This window comes from Streptomyces sp. RK62, from assembly GCF_018070255.1.
In the GTDB taxonomy this organism is placed as follows: Bacteria; Actinomycetota; Actinomycetes; order Streptomycetales; family Streptomycetaceae; genus Streptomyces; species Streptomyces nigra.
The window spans coordinates 170,327-186,272 of record NZ_JAGPYD010000014.1 but is presented as its reverse complement, the minus strand read 5'-3'; the positions used below and the strand labels follow the sequence as shown (position 1 = coordinate 186,272).

Here is a 15,946-nt window from a genome sequence, read left to right as displayed (position 1 = left end):
TCCTGCTCACCACGATCTGGCGATCAGATCAGCCATGGCGAGCAGTCCCACGGCGACGATCGCGCCGCGCAGGGCCGTCGGCGACAGCGACCGGCCGTACCGTGAGCCGAGCAGGCCCCCGAGGGTCGACCCCGCCGCGACGATCCCGGCGACGTACCAGTCGACGGTGGTGACGCTGACGAAGACGATCGCCGCCACCAGGTTCACCGTCAGCGCGAGGGCGTTCTTGATGGCGTTCAGGGGCTGGAGTTCCTTGGTCGTCAGGGCTCCCAGCAGTCCGATGAGGACGACACCCTGCGCGGCCCCGAAGTAGCCGCCGTAGATGCCGGTCCCGAACACCCCGAGCCGGAGCCCCGCTCCGCCCTGCCGTCGCCCGGAGGCCATTCTGCGGGCCAGGACGGGCTGGAGGATCACCAGGGCGCAGGCGGTGCCGATGAGGACCGGCACGATCTTCTGGAACCAGGCGGAGGGCAGCCGGAGCAGCAGGAAGCTGCCGATCAGCGCACCGCCCCCGGCGGCCACCGCGAGCCGCAGGAGGAGCCCGCCCTGTCCGGTGAGTTCCCGGCGGTAGCCGTACACCGCGCCGCCCATACCGGGCACGAGCCCGACGTTGTTGGACACGGTGGCCAGGATCGGCGGGTAGCCCATCGCCACCAGAGCGGGGAACGTGATCAGCGAGCCCGAGCCGACCACGGCGTTGACGGCGCCCGCTCCGGTGGCGGCGACCGTCAGCAGTCCGAAATCCCATCCGTTCAACGCTGTCCCGGACCTCTCATGGCGACCGCGGGTCCGGCTCGGCACCGAGACGGCTTCGGCTGAACAGCAGTGCGGGCTCCTCCGACAGCGTGCCGAACGCCTGCACGGCGCCGACGAGGATGGTGTGGTCGCCCGCCGGGTGGACGGATTCCACCCGGCAGTCGAAGTAGGCGATCCCCCCGAGCAGCACCGGCGCACCGGTGCGGGGCGCGGGCGCATGGGCGACGGCGGAGAACGCGGCGCTCCCCCGGGCCCGGACCGGGTCCGCGAACGACCTGGCGGCCGGCTCCTGGAGGGAGCTCAGCACGGTCACCGCGAACCCGTCGCCCGACAGCACCTGCCGGGTGGTCCGGGAGCCGGTCTTGAGCACCGCCAGAACGAGCAGCGGGTCGAGCGACACGGTGGTGAACGCGTTCACCGTCATGCCGTGCGGCTCCTCGTCCCGGACACAGGTCAGCACGGTCACGCCGGTGGGGAACCGGCCGGCCGACCGCCGGAACTCACTGGGCGGATGTTCCGGCAGCCGCACCCGGTCGGCGCTCTCGGTACGGGTCATCGGTGACGGTCCGAGGTGGCCGCCCGCAGTCGGCCGAGCAGGTCGAACCCGGCCACGACCTTCTCGCGGTCCACGCCGAAGTCGATCAGGCAGGCGATCTCGTCGACATCGGCCTTGCGTACCCGCTCGACGACGTCGACGGCCTTGTCGAGCGTGCCGAGCAGACCGCCCTCGTCGAAGTACCGCTCGAAGGAACGCGCGACCAGGGCGTCGAAGTGCCGGGGGCTGAGCGCCTCCGGGTCGATCCGCCGGCCCTTCGGACCGGAGCTCATGGTCAGTCCGGCGAAGCTGCGGAGATAGGCGGTCAGCGGTTCGCGGACCGTCTCCTTGGCGACGTCCCCGTCCTCGTGCAGATAGGTGTGGAGCATGAGGACGACGTTCCCGCGGTCCTCGTCGGAACCGGACCGGGCGGCGTACTCCTCCCGGTAGAGCGCGACCTTGTCGGACAGGTCCTCCAGGCTCTGCCCGACGAGGTGGGTGAGCAGTCCGGCCCGCGCCCGGCCCGCCGCCCGGAAGGTCTCGGGACCGCCCGAACTGGTGATCCAGACGGGGAGTTCGGCCTGTACGGGCCGGGGGTAGGACCGGACGGACCGGGTCTCGCCCGCCCCGTCGGTGCAGGACACGGAGCCGCCGCGCCAGAGTTCGCGCACGTCCTCCACGATCGTCTCGAGCTTCGCCTTGCGGTCCGCGAAGTTCTCCGGACGCAGGACGAAGTCGTGCGGGTGCCATCCGGAGGCGAACGACACGCCGGCCCGGCCGCCGGAGAGGTTGTCGACGACCGACCACTCCTCGGCGATGCGGACCGGGTGGTGCAGCGGTGCCACCACGCTTCCGGCCCTGATGCCGACGCGCTCGGTGACGGCCGCGACGGCCGCCCCCAGCACGGACGGGTTCGGGTAGATGCCGCCGAACTCGTGGAAGTGCCGCTCAGGGGTCCACACCGCGGTGAAACCATGGGTGTCGGCGAACTTCGCCCCTTCGAGCAGCAGACCGTAGCGGTCCGTCGAGTCGGCCTCCGCCTCCTGCTCGTTGGCGAAGTAGAACAGACTGAAATCCATAGGGTTGACGTCCTCCGTCAGATGTCGAGGGTCACGTCGTAGGCCGTCAGCCACCGGTTGAGCCAGAGCGCCATCTCGAGCCCGCCCCGGCTGTAGGGGAGGCTCGTCGCGCTCAGCGAACGGTCCATGACCCGGTCGACCTTGGTCCGGTCCAGGAGCGGGTGCACCGGCGCGTTGCGGTCGGAGAGCACCTCGGCCATCTCGGCCCGCAGCGCGGCCTCGTATCCGGGGTCCTGGGTCGCCGGGTAGGGCGTCTTCTTCCGCTCCAGGATCGACGCCGGCAGCAGGTCCCGGGCCGCCGCGCGCAGCAGGCTCTTCTCCTGTCCGTCGAAGGTCTTCATCTCCCACGGCGTGTTGAAGACGTACTCGACCAGGCGGTGGTCGCAGAACGGCACCCGGACCTCCAGGCCGACCGCCATGCTCATGCGGTCCTTGCGGTCGAGGAGGGTCTGCACGAACCGCGTCAGATTGAGGTACGACACCTTGCGCATCCGGCGGTCGACATCGCTCTCCCCGGGCAGCACGGGCACCTCGGCGAGCGCGTCGGCGTACCGGTCGGCGCGGTATCCGGGTATGTCGAGCTTCTCCCGCAGGCCGCCGTCGAGCAGCGAGGTGCCGCCGAAGTAGCGCGCGGATCCGGAGGTGAGCCAGGGGAACGTCGTCGCGTCGACGGCCTCCGGGCGGTGGAACCAGAGGTAGCCGCCGAACAGTTCGTCGGCGGACTCGCCGGACAGCGCGACCGTCGAGTGCCGGCGGACCGCGCGGAACAGCAGGTAGAGCGACGGCCACATGTCGCCCCAGAACGCCGGCGGCACGTCGGTGGCGCGGAGGACGGCCGCCCGTACCGACGGCTCGGACAGCTCGCCGCTGTCGAGCAGGATCTCCTGGTGATCGGTGCCGACGTGCGCGGACAGGTCGCGGACGAACGGCGCGTCGGGGGCACCGCGCACCGCGTCGGGCTCGAAGCTCTCGTTCGACCCCTTGAAGTCCACGGAGAACGAGTTGACGCGGCCGCGGCCCTCGCGTTCCAGTACCTGGGCGGCGATGGCGGTGATCGTCGAGGAGTCCAGACCGCCGGAGAGCAGGGTGCACACCGGTACGTCCGAGATGAGCTGCCGGGCGACGATGTCCTCCAGCAGGTCCCGGACGTTCGCGATGGTCCGGTCGCGGGTGTCGGTGTGCTCGGCCGCCTCGAGCTTCCAGTACCGGCTCTTTCTGATGCCGGTCGCGTCGACCCGCAGCACCTCGCCCGGAAGGACCTCGTGCATGCCGCTGAACACGGCGGCGCCGGGCGTCTTCACCATGTCCAGGGCCTCGCACAGCCCGGCCCGGTCGACGGTCCGGCGGGCCTGCGGGTTCGCGAGGATCGCCTTGGGTTCCGATCCGAACAGGAGCCCACCCGGCGTCGGGTGGTAGTAGAGCGGCTTCACGCCCATCCGGTCGCGGACCAGGACGAGTTCCTGCCGCACCTCGTCCCAGATGCCGATGGCGAACATGCCGTTGAGGTGCCGTGCGAAGTCCACGCCCCACTGGAGGTAGGCGCGCAGGACGACCTCGGTGTCGCTGTTCGTCCGGAACGTGTGGCCGTGCTGGACCAACTCCGCCCGCAGCTCGCGGTAGTTGTAGACCTCGCCGCAGAAGGTGAGCGCCGCGAGCGTGCGATCCTCCTCGTGCCCGGCGACCATCGGCTGTTTGCCGCCCTCGAGGTCGATGATCGACAGCCGTCGGTGTCCCAGCGCGATCGGACCGGAGATCCAGGTCCCCTCCTCGTCCGGACCGCGGCATTCCATGGTCTGGGTCATCCTGCGGACGACGGCGTGATCGCGTTCGGGCGCGCGATCACGGTCGTACCATCCGGTGATTCCGCACACGTCGTGTGTTCTCCGCTCTTCGGGTCGGAACTAGGCCAGACGGCTGTCGACGACCGCGAGGAGCCCGCGCGGTGTCTTGGCGTCGGAGGTGACGGACTCGGGGAGCTCGATCTGGTACTGGCGTTCCAGCTTCGAGATCGCGTTGAGCAGCGTCAGCGAGTCGTATCCGAGGGCATCGAACGTGAGGTCGAGAACGTCCGGTGTCGGGTCGACCGGGTCCTCGTAGTCGTTGCACTCGTTGAGCAGTTCGATGAGGTCTTCGAGGGTGAGCTTCGCCATCGGAGGTCCTTTCGTGAAGGGTCGTTCAGTGGGATGGGCCGGGGCGGAGCACCGCGTCGACCGATGCGACGAGGGCCCGCAGGAAGTCGGGGTCGAACGGCCCGTAGGTGCGCCGGCCCTCGGCCGAGCGGGGCGACATCAGGTGTCCGAGCCGCGGGTGGACGGTCAGCTCGGACCGCAGACCGTGGGCGAGCGCCGCGCGATGCAGCAGGTGGGCCTGGCGGGGCGGGGTCGTCCAGTCCTCGGCACCCACATGGATCGTGATCCGGCCGGTGATTCCGGCCAGCCGCAGATAGGGAGCGGGCTGCGCGTACCAGTCGCTCCAGAACGAGGCGGGCGCCGAGTCGTCGCCGTGCGCCAGGGCCTGACGCTCCCAGGTGTCGTACTCCAGGGCGAGTTCGGCGCGCAGCACTTCGAGGTCGACGGCCGGGCCGTAGCGGTCGACCAGGTCGAAGTCCTCCCACCATCCGCTGCGTCCTTCGTCGTCGGCCAGCGCGGCGGCGAGGTCCACGGTGCCGTCCGCGTCGGTGAATCCGCCCGTGCTCAGCCACTCCAGACGCCGGTCCAGGCCCATCCACCGCTGGAACACGGGGCGTGCCTCGGCGCTGGGGGCGACCACGGCCAGACGGCTCTCGCCCTGGAGGCGCTCGGCCGCGGCCACGGCGACCTCCGCGCCCATCGAGACACCCAGCAGCAGGACACGGTCGCCGTCCACGGCGGGGTGGGCGCGTGCCTGTTCGGCGACCCGGACGGCGTCGTCGACCAGCCCGGTGAAGGTGAACCGGGGCGAGCCCGCGCCGTCGCGGGGGTCCTCGCTCAGGAAGCGGGTGTCGAAGGCGGCCGCGGCGATGCCTGCCCGGACCAGGGCCGCGCCCAGGTCGTCGAACAGGCGGACCGGTCCGTTCCCGGAGGCCTCGGCGGGGAGGAAGGCGTCCCGGTCCCAGGCTCCGAAGGGGTGCAGCAGCACGACCGCCGGGACACCCCGGCCGGGTGGGAGCTCGCTCGGAAGTCGCAGGTGCGCGGTGCGGCCGTCGTCCAGCGACAGGTCGTCCACGCGGTCGGGTGCGGCGTTCACCGTCATGTCGGTTCTCCTGTCACCGTCAGACGCGTACGAGGGTGCAGAACCACTGCATCCCTCCGGACAGGCCGGCGAGCGCCACGAGATCGCCGGGGGCCAGCTCGTCCCGGGAGTCGTAGACGCTCAGGCACATGAGCTGGTCGGCGCAGCCGACATGGCTCAGTTCGGCGGCGAGTTCCGCGTTCGTCCTCTCCAGCGGCACCCCGGTCGCCTTGGCGACCCCGGCCAGGGAGTGCTGGTTGTCGTTCAGGTAGATCAGGCGCCGGATCTCCGACGACGAGACACCGGCCCGCCGGCAGGCGCGCTCCACGACGGCGGCGACCTGGTGGTCGACGTCCTTGACGAACTGGGCGAGTTGCTCGGGTTCCCGGCGGAAGTGCCGGTGGACCAGGGCCATCTGGTCCACCTCGAGATTGTCGCCGGCCGGGGCGGCGCTGCCGCCGTACTCGACCCGGAAGAAGTCGACGTAGCGCGGGTCGACGATCTGGTCGGTCGCCAGCCACCGCAGCCGGCCGTGTCCGCGCTGGACGACCGCGGCGGCGGCTCCGTCGCTGCCGAGGCAGGTGTTGTTGCGCATCCGGTTGATGTGGGTCTCGCTGACCCGGTGGACCGCGACCAGCAGGACACGCTCGATGTCCTCCCTGACCGCCATGAGTCCGGCGATCTGCTGGAGCGCGGTGACCGCCGACGCGCAGCCCTGCGTGGCCAGCAGCGTCGGTGTGGTGCCCAGTTCGAGTTCCCGGGCGACGGCCGCGGAGGCGTCCCAGTTGAGGTATTCCGGGACGCCGCTGTCCGCGACGACCAGGTAGTCGATGTCCGACGGCCGCAGGCCGGCGGCGTCCAGTGCCTTGCGGGCGGCGTCCGCGGCCATACGGGTCTGGCCGACGCCCGGCGCGGCCCGGTGGAAGGTGCGGTACCCCCAGCGGATCACGCGGTCCGGGTCGTCGACGTAGGAAGGGGCGGTTTCGGCGACGTCGCAGGGTTCGCCCAGTACATGGGCGAGGGACGAGATGCCGAGTGTCACGGGCGCGTTCATGCCGTAGGTTCCTTGGTCTCGTTGTTCTGTCGGGCCGCCAGCACGAGGAGGACGGTCGTCTGCGTCCCGGCGTTGATGATCATGGCGATCCAGGCCCCCGTCAGTCCGAGGGGCGTGAGGACGAGCAGCGGGGCCAGGCAGAGCTGCAGCGCGGCGCCGACCGTGGTGGACGTGGCCAGCGCCTTGCCGTTGCCGCCGCCCAGGAAGATGCCGCTCAGGGTCACGTTGCACAGCAGCAGGGCGACGTAGACCGAGAGCCACGGGATCTGGCCGTAGGCCGCGGAGCGGATCGCCGCCTCGTCCGTGACCGCGTCGACCGCGAGGCCGCCGAGGAGCAGCACCGCCAGGCCGCCGAGCGCGGACCAGGCGATGCCGAGCCGCACCGATGACGAGCGGCTCGCCGCCAGCAGTACGTCGTCCTCGGCGCCGTTGGCCTGGGCGGCGACGATGGTGGCGGCCTGACGCATCGCGTACGCCGCCATGGTGAGGAAGAGCAGCGTCCGTGTGACGGTGCCGTACGCGGCGACCTCGTCCGTTCCGAAGCGGGCCACCACGCCGACGATCAGCATGCCCGCGGCCATCCGCACCAGGAAGTCCACTCCCAGCGGCAGGCCGGCGGCGAGGATCTCGCGGACCGGGCCGGGTCCCGAGGTCTTCGGGGCGTCGGGGGCGGCCGTCATGTCCCGCACCAGCGGCGACCGCCGGTACAGCCACCAGGTCACCGCCAGGGTGACGGCCCGCGACGCGACCAGGGCCAGCGCCGCGCCGGTGACGCCGAGCCGGGGGGCGCCCAGCCACCCGAAGATGAGGACGGGGTCGGCGACGACGAGGATCAGGTTCGACAGGATGGCCATGCGCATCGGGGTGCGCGTGTCGCCCTTGGCCTTGAAGGTGCTGTCGACCAGGTGCTGGCCGTAGAACACGGCGATGCCGGGCACCGCGATGGTGAGGTAGTCGACGGACAGCCGGACCGCGGACGCCTCGTCGGAGCCGAGGACCACCTTCGCCAACGGCTCCCGCAGCACGAAGAGGACCACGCAGATCACCGCGGTGATGACGAGGGTGACACGGAACGCGGCCCGCAGCAGCGTACGGAGCTGCCCGTACTCGCTCGCGCCGACCGCGCGGGACAGCACGATCGTCGTGCCGCCGCTGACGGCCAGGATGACGCTCATGAGGACGTTCTCGAGCGTGGCGGCCATGGTCACGGCGGCCAGCGCGGGCCCTCCGAGGCGGGCGATCCAGACGACCGTGATGATGCTGGCGATGACACCCGACATGAGTTCGATGTAGACCGGCCAGGCGACGTTGAGCAGACGTGCCGGGTCGAGCCATCCGGTCAGCGGACTGCGCTTCTCCGGCGGGGTCGATTGCGCGGTTGGTGTGGTCATCGCGACGCGCTTTCCTTAGTCGTTCGGAACCGTTGGGGTGCGAATGCCGCCGGGATGCCGTCGCCGCCGTCGAGCATCGACGCGGTCATCAGGTCCGCCGCGACGGGTGCGAGCAGGTAGCCGTGCCGGTAGTGCCCGGTGCAGACCCAGGTGCCGGGGCGGCCGGGGACGGGGCCCATCAGGGGCAGGTGGTCGGGGGTGTCCGGACGCAGGCCCACACGCGTCTCCGCGACCTCGTGTCCGGCCAGGGCCGGCACCAGCGCGACGGCTTTGCGCAGCAGCGCGTCGGTGTCCCGCGCCGACGACCGTGCGTCGAAGCCCGCGTGGTCCAGGGTGGCGGCGACGATCGTCCCGTGGCCGTGCCGGCCGGCCAGGTAGACCGGCTCGCCCCGCACCACCGCGCGGATGCCGTGCCGCAGTCCGGGGCCCTTGGCCGGGTCGCGCAGCAGAACCACCTGGCCGCGCACGGGCGTGACCGGCCAGTCGTGCAGGTCGGGTGACCAGGCGCCGGTGGCGACGAGGACCGACTCCGCGGAGACCTCGTCGAGCGACCGGACCCGCTGTTCGACGTAGCGGACGCCTAGGGCCTCTCCGGCGGCGCGCAACGCGGCCCTGACGCGCTGCGCGTCGACGTGATGGTCCTCGGTGGCGAACCCGCCGCCCTCACACGCGGCCGAGAGCAGCGGCTCCCGCGCCCGCAGCTCGTCGGCGTCCAGGCTCTTCGGCGGCACGTCGTAGCCCTCGCGGAAGCCGTACATCGCGGCCACCCGCTCGCGGTCCTCGACGCCGTGGGCGACGAGGAGCAGTCCGTCGGTCGCGTACCCGAGGTCCATCCCGCTCGCGGCGGCGAGTTCGGCGGCGAACGCCGGCCATGCGCGACGCGCCTCGTGGGCGAAGGTCAGCAGGGCCGGGTCGGGGAAGTCCGCCTCGCTCACCGGTGCCAGCATGCCGGGCGCGACCGCGGAGGCCGTACCGGGGATCTCGTCGTGGAAGACGTGGACGTCGAGCCCGCGCTGGGCGCAGCGCCAGGCGACCGCGAGGCCGATGACTCCGCCGCCGATCACGGCGACGTCGGGGCGCCGGCTCATGCGACACGTCCCGCCGGCTCCGGCTCACGGAGCGTCAGGCCCCGTCCCAGGCTGGTGAGGACGTCGCGCAGCGCGTCGGCGAGGTCGAACCAGCGGTCCCGGTCGAGCGCCTGAGCTCCGTCGCAGAGGGCGGAGGCCGGGTCCGGGTGGATGTCGAGGAGCAGCCCGTCGGCGCCGACCGCCGCGGCCGCGAGCGCGAGCGGCTTGACCAGGTGGCGGTGTCCCACTCCATGGCTGGGGTCGACGATGACGGGGAGGTGGCTCATGTGCTTGACCACGGCCACCGCGCTCAGGTCCAGGGTGAACCGGGTCGACGGCTCGAAGCTCCGGATGCCCCGCTCGCACAGCACGACGTCGGGGTTTCCGGCGGCGAGCACGTACTCGGCCGCCTGCAGCCACTCGCTCACGGTGCACCCGAACCCGCGCTTGAGCAGGACCGGCTTTCCGGCCTGGCCGACGGCCCTGAGCAGGGTGAAGTTCTGGGCGTTGCGTGTGCCGATCTGCAGCACGTCGGCGTGCTCGGCGACGAGGTCGACCGTCTCGGCGTCGACGACCTCGGTGACGACGGGCAGGCCGGACTCCGCCCTGATCTGGGCCATGATCCGCAGGCCCTCGTCCTTCAGCCCCTGGAAGCTGTAGGGGGAGCTCCGCGGCTTGTAGGCGCCGCCGCGCAGCGCGACGGCGCCGCCCGCCTTCGCCATCGCCACCGAGGCGGACATCTGCTCGTAGCTCTCGACCGCGCAGGGCCCGGCGATCATCGCGAAGTCGACACCGCCGACGGTCGCCGTCCCGCCGAGGCGGACGATGGACCCGAGGGGCACGGCGGCCCGGTCGGTCAGTGGCGCGTCGGAGTGGTCGGTCACCACCCGCTGCACCAGACCGGACTCGTGCAGCGCGTCGGCCGGGGCGAGTTCGTCGCCCGGCACGTACACCAGCATCTGATCCCCGATGCGGCACATGGCCGTGCCGTGCGGGGTCGGGACGCGGGCGTGTATTCGCTCGCGTACGGCTTCCTCGTCGGCAGCCCTGCAGACAAGCAGCACTGAGACTCCTTCCAAAGGGGGGACACCTGATGCGTGTTCGGACAACTCAGTGCAGGAACCGGCCGCCGTCGACGACGAGCGTCTGTCCGGTGACACCGGTGGTGGTGGCGATCCCGAGCACCGTGTCGGCCACTTCCTCCGGCGTCACCACGCGCCGGAGCGCGGTGGCGGCCAGGAGACCGGCGAGGACGTCGTCGGGGAGCGAGTCGGTCATCGACGACGCGACCGGCCCGGGCGCGACGCAGTTGACGCGGATGCCCCGGTCGCCGAGCTCGCGGGCGGCCGACCTGGTCAGCCCCACCACGGCGGCCTTGGCGGCGGCGTAGTGGGGACCGAAGGCCCCACCGGTGAACGCCGCGACGCTGGACAGGTTCACGACCGCGCCGGCCGCGGCGGACAGCGGGCCCAGCAGCTCCCGCGTCACCGCGAACGGCACCTCGACGTTCAGTCGCATGCAGTGCCGCCACGCCTCGGTGCTCAGGTCGGCGTACGCGGTCGGCCGCGCCCCGCCGATGCAGTTGACCAGCAGGTCCACGTCCGTCCACGGCAGCGCCGCGACGAGTCCGGCGGGACCGTCGTCCCGGGTCAGATCCGCCTGGACCGACGACAGCGAAGGGTGCGAGAGGGCCGGGGGCCGCGTGTGGAACTGGGCGAGGACCTCCGCCCCCGCGGCCAGGGCCCGGGCCACGACGGCCGTACCGATGTCCCCGGACGCTCCGGTGACCACCACGTGCTTCATCCGGTCGGCTCCTTGTCCGAGAGCAACACCTTGGGCTCCAGCAGAAAGCCGGTCAGGCTGCCGTCGTGCGGCAGTTCCGGCCCGGTCGTCCAGGGGTCCGCCCCGCCGACGACGACGCGCCGGATCCGCGGCTCGGCCAGAGCGGCGGACGGCAGGCCGGGGTCGTCGCTGAGGACCGACAGCGCGAGCGTGGGACCGAACGGCTCCAGACCGTCGGCGGCCGACCACGACGTGACGACGGCGAAGGGGAACGGCAGCTCGGTGCCGAGGGCCGGGTGCCGGGGGTCGGACGTGCTGAGCACGACCGGACGCGCCGCGTACGAGCCGTCGGGCAACGGGACCGGGCCGGCGTCGGCCGAGTGGCGTCGCAGGCCCGCCCGTTCGAGGTCCTCGACCGTACGGCGCAGATGCGTGGCCTGTTCCGCGGAGACCGTCGGCAGCATCGCGTCGGGGTGGTCCGCCGGAAGACTCCGCGCGGTGTCCAGACGGGCCGCCAGGGCGTCGGCCACCTCCGACGGGTCCCCGCTGGTGCGGATCACGGACGTGTTGGTGCAGCGCACGCCCGCGTCCGCGGCGACGGAGCGTGCCAGTGCGTCGAGGACGTCCGGCGACATGGGCCGGTCCAGCAGCACGGCGCTGCGGCCGGGGCCCCGGGTCAGCACGCGGGGGTCGTCGGCCCATCGGCTCACGGCGGTCGGCCCGCCGTACACGATGCCGAGTTCGGTCGCGGTCAACAGCCGCTCCCCCAGCTCATGGGCACCGGGCAGCACGGCGAGGCAGTGCGGCGGCAGCCCCGCCGCCAGGAGGGCGGCCGCGAGCCGGAACGGTGTGAACGGGTCGCGTGTCCCCGGGCGCACGATCACGCCGAGTCCGAGCGACAGCGCCCGGGCCCAGGTCAGATGGGGGTCGACATGGTTCGACGGGGTCACGATCCCGAGGGTCCGGCCGCGGGGCACCCACCGGACCCGGTCCGCGGGCGCCGGCAGCTGCCGCGCGTTGCTCTCCTCCAACGCGGCCAGCCCGTCGCGGACACTGCGCAGACCGTCCCGTACGACGCGGTACGGCAGCCCCGTTGAGGCCGTCACGCGGCGGCTGTACTCGTCGGCCGACTCACCGGCCGGCTCTGCCTCGGCGAAGAGCTCGCCGGCCTGCCGGAACACGTCCGCCGGGACAGCGGCGCCCCGCAGCCGGCGCAGGGCCAGTTGCAGCAGGAGCGGCGGGGAGACCCCGACACGGGCCACCGGCACACCGTGGACGCCGAGCAGGTCGGTGGTCTCGTCGCAGGCGAACGTCTCGCCGTGGACCAGTGGTTGCAGGGTCGAAGCGCTCATCTAGTACACGCCCTCGATCACCTTCGCACCGGACGCCGGACGGAAGGGCTGCACATCGGCGAGGTCGTCGCCGTCGCCCGATCCGCGCGGGACGACCCGGATCGCGGTGTCGCGCTCCATCACGTTGGGCAGGAAGAGGTCCTTCGTCAGCAGGTGCACGAGGACCCGGCCGCGTTCGCCCGGGGCCACGCGCTCACCCGTGTCCGGGTCCACCACCTCGACGACCGACCGGGGCCGGAAGGTCTGGAAGACGCACGGATGGGTGTCGCCGGGTTCCGGGGAACGCTGGGGCGCGATTCCCATGAGGCTGTTGCCGTAGATTCCGCGCACCTCGGCCTGCGGGAAGAACTCGGTCCGGAGCAGCCTGAGGGACGTTCCGCTGATGCTGGTGCCGCTCCAGATGATGCCGGTGACGCGGTCGGCCAGCATCCCGTAAAGCCTGGGGCGGGCGCACAGCGCCTCCAGCACGGGCGGTGTGATGAACAGGACGCGGATGTCCTGCGACGCGGCGATGGTCTCGACCTGGTCGAGGACGTGCTGGATGTACTCGTCGGCCAGGGGCCGCCGATCGGTCCGGATCAGCAGCTTCACCCAGCGCGGATCGAAGTCCACGGTGAAGAACATGGAGCGGCGCAGCTGCGCCAGCCTGCGCACCGATCGGCCGACTATGTGGGGCCCGGTCGGCCCGATGTGCAGCCAGTGTCCGGAGCCGCCGAACGACGGCAGCACGGTCTCGACCCAGTCCACTCCCTCCAGCCGGGACCGGTGCTCGACGACACGCTTCGGCACGCCGAGGGTGCCGCCCGACTCGTACACCTCGAAGGGGCTGTCGCCCGCTCCGGCCGGCTTCAGGTCGTCGACGGGGACCGTGCGCAGTTCGTCACTGAGATCTGGGAACTTGCGCAGGTCGGCGAACCCGTCGATGTCACGCAGGGGATCGAAGCCGAGGCTGTCCTTGCGCTTCAGCCAGAACGGCGATCCGGTCCCGGGGCCGAAGTGCCACTGGAGGATGTCCTGAAGATGCGTGGCCATGTCCTTGTCTCCGTAGCCGGTCATGCCGTCACCCGCTCGGCTGCCGTCAGCGCGTTCGCGACCATGTCGAGGCCCTTCTCGGTGAACAGGGATTCCGGGTGGAACTGCACGCCCTCGATCGGCAGTTCGCGGTGGCGCAGGCCCATGACCTCGCCGTTGTCCGTCCAGGCGGTCACGACGAGTTCGTCCGGCAGGGACGCGGGGTCGACGGTCAGCGAGTGGTACCGCGTCACGGTCAGCGGGCTCGGCAGTCCGGCGAAGGCCCCGGTCCCGTCGTGGCGGACGGGGCTGAGCTTGCCGTGCATCGGCAGCGCCGCCCGGATCACGCGCGCGCCGAACGCCTCCGCGATGCACTGGTGGCCGAGGCACACCCCGAGCGTCGGCACACGCCGGCCGAGGTCCCGGATGAGGTCGAGCGAGATGCCCGCGTCCCGCGGCCCGCCCGGGCCGGGCGAGATGAGGATCAGGCTGGGGTCGAGCGAGGCGATCTCGTCCACGGTCGCCGCGTTGTTCCGCACGACGCGGCACTCGTGCCCGAGCTGGCCGGCGTACTGGGCGAGGTTGTAGACGAAGCTGTCGTAGTTGTCGATGATGACGATCACGCGTGCACCCCTGCTCCGAGACGGACGTCGGCGGCGCGGGCGGCGGCCTGGAGCTTGGCCACGCACTCCTCCCGCTCGGCGAGGGGGTCGGAGTCGTGGACGATCCCGCCACCGGCCTGCAGATGGATCCCTCCGTCGTGCACGACGAGTGCGCGAATGGTCAGGAACAGGTCGGCGTGGCTCTCACCGAAGGAGCCGACGGCTCCCGAGTACAGTCCGCGACCGACGGGTTCGAGCTCGTCGATGATCTCGATGGCACGGACCTTGGGGGCTCCGGTCATGGTGCCCGCGGGGAAGCTCGCACGCACGAGATCGTCGGTTCGGCAGCCGGGGCGGAGCCGCCCGCGCACATCCGATGTCATATGCATGACATGGGAGTAGCGCTCGACCTCCATCAGGCGCGGCACCCGGACGGTGCTCGGCGCACAGACCCGCCCGAGGTCGTTGCGGGCCAGGTCGACGAGCATCCGGTGCTCGGCGAGTTCCTTCTCCGACGAGACGAGGTCCCGCTCGGCCATGAGGTCCGCGGCACGGTCGGCTCCGCGCGGGCGGGTGCCGGCCAGCGGCCGGATCAGCACGTCCCGATCGGCGAGCGTGACGCACGGTTCCGGCGACGCGCCGACGACCTCGAAGTCCGTGCCCCGGTAGTAGAAGTGGTACGGCGAGCGGTTGAACTCCGCCAGCCGCCGGTACACCGTCAGACCGTCCGCCTCCGCGGGCGCCGAGTACCGCGTCGACAGCACGACCTGGAAGATGTCACCGGCCAGGATGTACTCCTTGGCCTTGCGCACCGCCTCCAGGTACTCGTCCACACCGTGCCCGAAGCTGCCCGCGCCCGCCCGGGTCGGCGTCTCCGCGAACGTCCCGGCTCCCCTGAGCACCCGTTCGACCCGCTCGGCGGCGGCGCGTGCCTCCGACGCCGTGGTGCCCCGGCCGACCACCGTGGTCCCGGTCCGGTCGAAACGGACCAGCACCTCCGGCAGGAACATGTCGTAGGTCGGCAGGCTCGACGGCTGCAACGACAGCCGCTCGAAGTCGGTGACCGCCCCGTACCCGATGCATCCGAACCAGCTGCGCTCGTCCGGTCCGGCGCCGGGCGTGAACTCGAGGCCGGCCAGGAAGTCGATCGCCGCCGTGACGGGAGCGGGTTCCGCCGGATCGCGCCGGGGCCCGACCCGGCTGACGACCGCCAGCTCGCCCACCGCGAGCAGGACGACCGGTTCGGCCTCCGTGTCCCGGCAGCTGAGCATGATCCGGCCCGAGCCGCGCAGTGCGGCGGCCGCGTCCACCGCGTCGACGGCGGGTCCGCGTGAGACGTGCCGGTGCACGACGTCGCCGGGACGTAAACCGCTGTGCGGAAAGGCGGGTGACTCCACGGTGGTGGTCATCTGGGGCGCCCCTCGGTGACTGCGGCCGTACCGGCTTCCTCGATCGCCACCACGCGGGCCGGCGCGGCCTCCACGTCGGCCACCTTGATGGGCAGGGCGAACAACTGGACCACCGGCTGGCGGAGTTCGTGCAGGTTGGCCACGTACTCCAGGATCGGGATGCCGGCCGCCAGGAGGGCGTGATGCACCGGTGACTCGGCATCACCGGGACGTTCGGTCAGGCAGTCGAACCCGACGAGGGCCGCACCGTTGTCGATGGCCCACTGCGCGGCCGACGGGGTCATGTACGGCGGACGGTCCCAGTAGTCGGCGGCTCCCCAGTTGTGACGCAGGTAGTCGGTGCGGATGAGGAGCCGGTCCCCGGGCGTCCACAGATCGCCCACGGCCTTGTCCAGGTCCTCGGCCGTCACCGGTTCCAGGTCGCCCTTGTGTGACAGATCCGCGACGCAGGCACGTCCGATCAGGGTCTCGAGCGGCACTTCCTCGATTCCCTCGGTGCCGGGATAGAAGTGCAGCCTGTATTCGATGTGCGTGCCGTTGTGCGGGAAGATGTGCAGCGTGGAGAACGTGCGGTTGGTGCCGTACGGATCCGTCTGCGGCGTCATCGCCCGGTCGAAGGAGAAGGGCGGGAACCAGTCCGCCGGATACGAAGGCATTCCCTCGGAGAAACCGTGGGTCAGATCGACAATACGCATGTG

At 71.7% G+C, this 15,946-nt stretch carries 16 protein-coding genes; all 16 read right to left on the bottom strand.

The annotated features are described in order from the left end of the window. Nucleotides 1-6 precede the first annotated feature (6 nt). The 16 genes from KBY32_RS26500 to KBY32_RS26425 are packed head-to-tail and all read right to left on the bottom strand — an operon-like array spanning nt 7 to nt 15,943. The gene (locus KBY32_RS26500) at nt 7-756 is read right to left on the bottom strand and encodes a sulfite exporter TauE/SafE family protein (protein WP_055622037.1); all 750 of its coding nucleotides are present in this window, start codon (nt 754-756) and stop codon (nt 7-9) included. A 16-nt stretch (nt 757-772) separates the two neighbouring features. Further along, on the bottom strand, nt 773-1,312 hold the full coding sequence (locus KBY32_RS26495) for a flavin reductase family protein (RefSeq protein ID WP_210981893.1): 540 nt from the start codon (nt 1,310-1,312) through the stop codon (nt 773-775). After that, nucleotides 1,309-2,370, bottom strand: coding sequence for a MupA/Atu3671 family FMN-dependent luciferase-like monooxygenase (locus KBY32_RS26490; protein ID WP_115504801.1), 1,062 nt, complete (start codon nt 2,368-2,370; stop codon nt 1,309-1,311). The genes KBY32_RS26495 and KBY32_RS26490 overlap by 4 nt, the downstream gene beginning before the upstream one ends. Before the next feature lie 17 nt (nt 2,371-2,387). Continuing rightward, nucleotides 2,388-4,241 carry an asparagine synthase (glutamine-hydrolyzing) gene (gene asnB, locus KBY32_RS26485; RefSeq protein ID WP_055622040.1) on the bottom strand — a complete coding sequence of 618 codons (1,854 nt, stop codon included), beginning with the start codon at nt 4,239-4,241 and terminating at the stop codon, nt 2,388-2,390. A gap of 30 nt (nt 4,242-4,271) precedes the next feature. Then, a complete protein-coding gene (locus KBY32_RS26480) occupies nt 4,272-4,520 on the bottom strand; it encodes an acyl carrier protein (RefSeq protein ID WP_115504803.1) in 249 nt (82 codons plus the stop codon). A gap of 25 nt (nt 4,521-4,545) precedes the next feature. Continuing rightward, a complete protein-coding gene (locus tag KBY32_RS26475; RefSeq protein ID WP_210981892.1) occupies nt 4,546-5,601 on the bottom strand; it encodes a S9 family peptidase in 1,056 nt (351 codons plus the stop codon). A 19-nt stretch (nt 5,602-5,620) separates the two neighbouring features. Continuing rightward, the gene (locus tag KBY32_RS26470) at nt 5,621-6,634 is read right to left on the bottom strand and encodes a 3-oxoacyl-ACP synthase III family protein (protein ID WP_055622043.1); all 1,014 of its coding nucleotides are present in this window, start codon (nt 6,632-6,634) and stop codon (nt 5,621-5,623) included. After that, a complete protein-coding gene (locus tag KBY32_RS26465) occupies nt 6,631-8,025 on the bottom strand; it encodes an MATE family efflux transporter (RefSeq protein ID WP_210981891.1) in 1,395 nt (464 codons plus the stop codon). The genes KBY32_RS26470 and KBY32_RS26465 overlap by 4 nt, the downstream gene beginning before the upstream one ends. Continuing rightward, nucleotides 8,022-9,113, bottom strand: a complete 1,092-nt coding sequence (gene thiO, locus KBY32_RS26460) for a glycine oxidase ThiO (RefSeq protein WP_210981890.1) — start codon at nt 9,111-9,113, stop codon at nt 8,022-8,024. Before thiO ends, KBY32_RS26465 begins: the two co-directional genes overlap by 4 nt. Continuing rightward, the gene (gene aroF, locus KBY32_RS26455; RefSeq protein ID WP_308293798.1) at nt 9,110-10,156 is read right to left on the bottom strand and encodes a 3-deoxy-7-phosphoheptulonate synthase; all 1,047 of its coding nucleotides are present in this window, start codon (nt 10,154-10,156) and stop codon (nt 9,110-9,112) included. Before aroF ends, thiO begins: the two co-directional genes overlap by 4 nt. 46 nt (nt 10,157-10,202) lie before the next feature. After that, nucleotides 10,203-10,895 (bottom strand): SDR family NAD(P)-dependent oxidoreductase, encoded by a 693-nt coding sequence (locus tag KBY32_RS26450; protein WP_210981889.1) that lies wholly within the window; start codon nt 10,893-10,895, stop codon nt 10,203-10,205. After that, complete coding sequence (locus KBY32_RS26445; RefSeq protein ID WP_210981888.1) at nt 10,892-12,226, bottom strand: aldehyde dehydrogenase family protein; 1,335 nt, start codon at nt 12,224-12,226, stop codon at nt 10,892-10,894. The genes KBY32_RS26450 and KBY32_RS26445 overlap by 4 nt, the downstream gene beginning before the upstream one ends. Then, complete coding sequence (locus KBY32_RS26440; protein WP_055622049.1) at nt 12,227-13,282, bottom strand: phenazine biosynthesis protein; 1,056 nt, start codon at nt 13,280-13,282, stop codon at nt 12,227-12,229. It lies immediately after the preceding gene. Next, entirely contained in the window at nt 13,279-13,860 is a 582-nt protein-coding gene (locus KBY32_RS26435; RefSeq protein WP_055622050.1) for an aminodeoxychorismate/anthranilate synthase component II, read from the bottom strand. Before KBY32_RS26435 ends, KBY32_RS26440 begins: the two co-directional genes overlap by 4 nt. Then, a complete protein-coding gene (locus KBY32_RS26430; protein ID WP_210981887.1) occupies nt 13,857-15,248 on the bottom strand; it encodes an anthranilate synthase component I family protein in 1,392 nt (463 codons plus the stop codon). The genes KBY32_RS26435 and KBY32_RS26430 overlap by 4 nt, the downstream gene beginning before the upstream one ends. Further along, on the bottom strand, nt 15,245-15,943 hold the full coding sequence (locus KBY32_RS26425) for a cyclase family protein (protein ID WP_055622051.1): 699 nt from the start codon (nt 15,941-15,943) through the stop codon (nt 15,245-15,247). The genes KBY32_RS26430 and KBY32_RS26425 overlap by 4 nt, the downstream gene beginning before the upstream one ends. Nucleotides 15,944-15,946 lie beyond the last annotated feature (3 nt).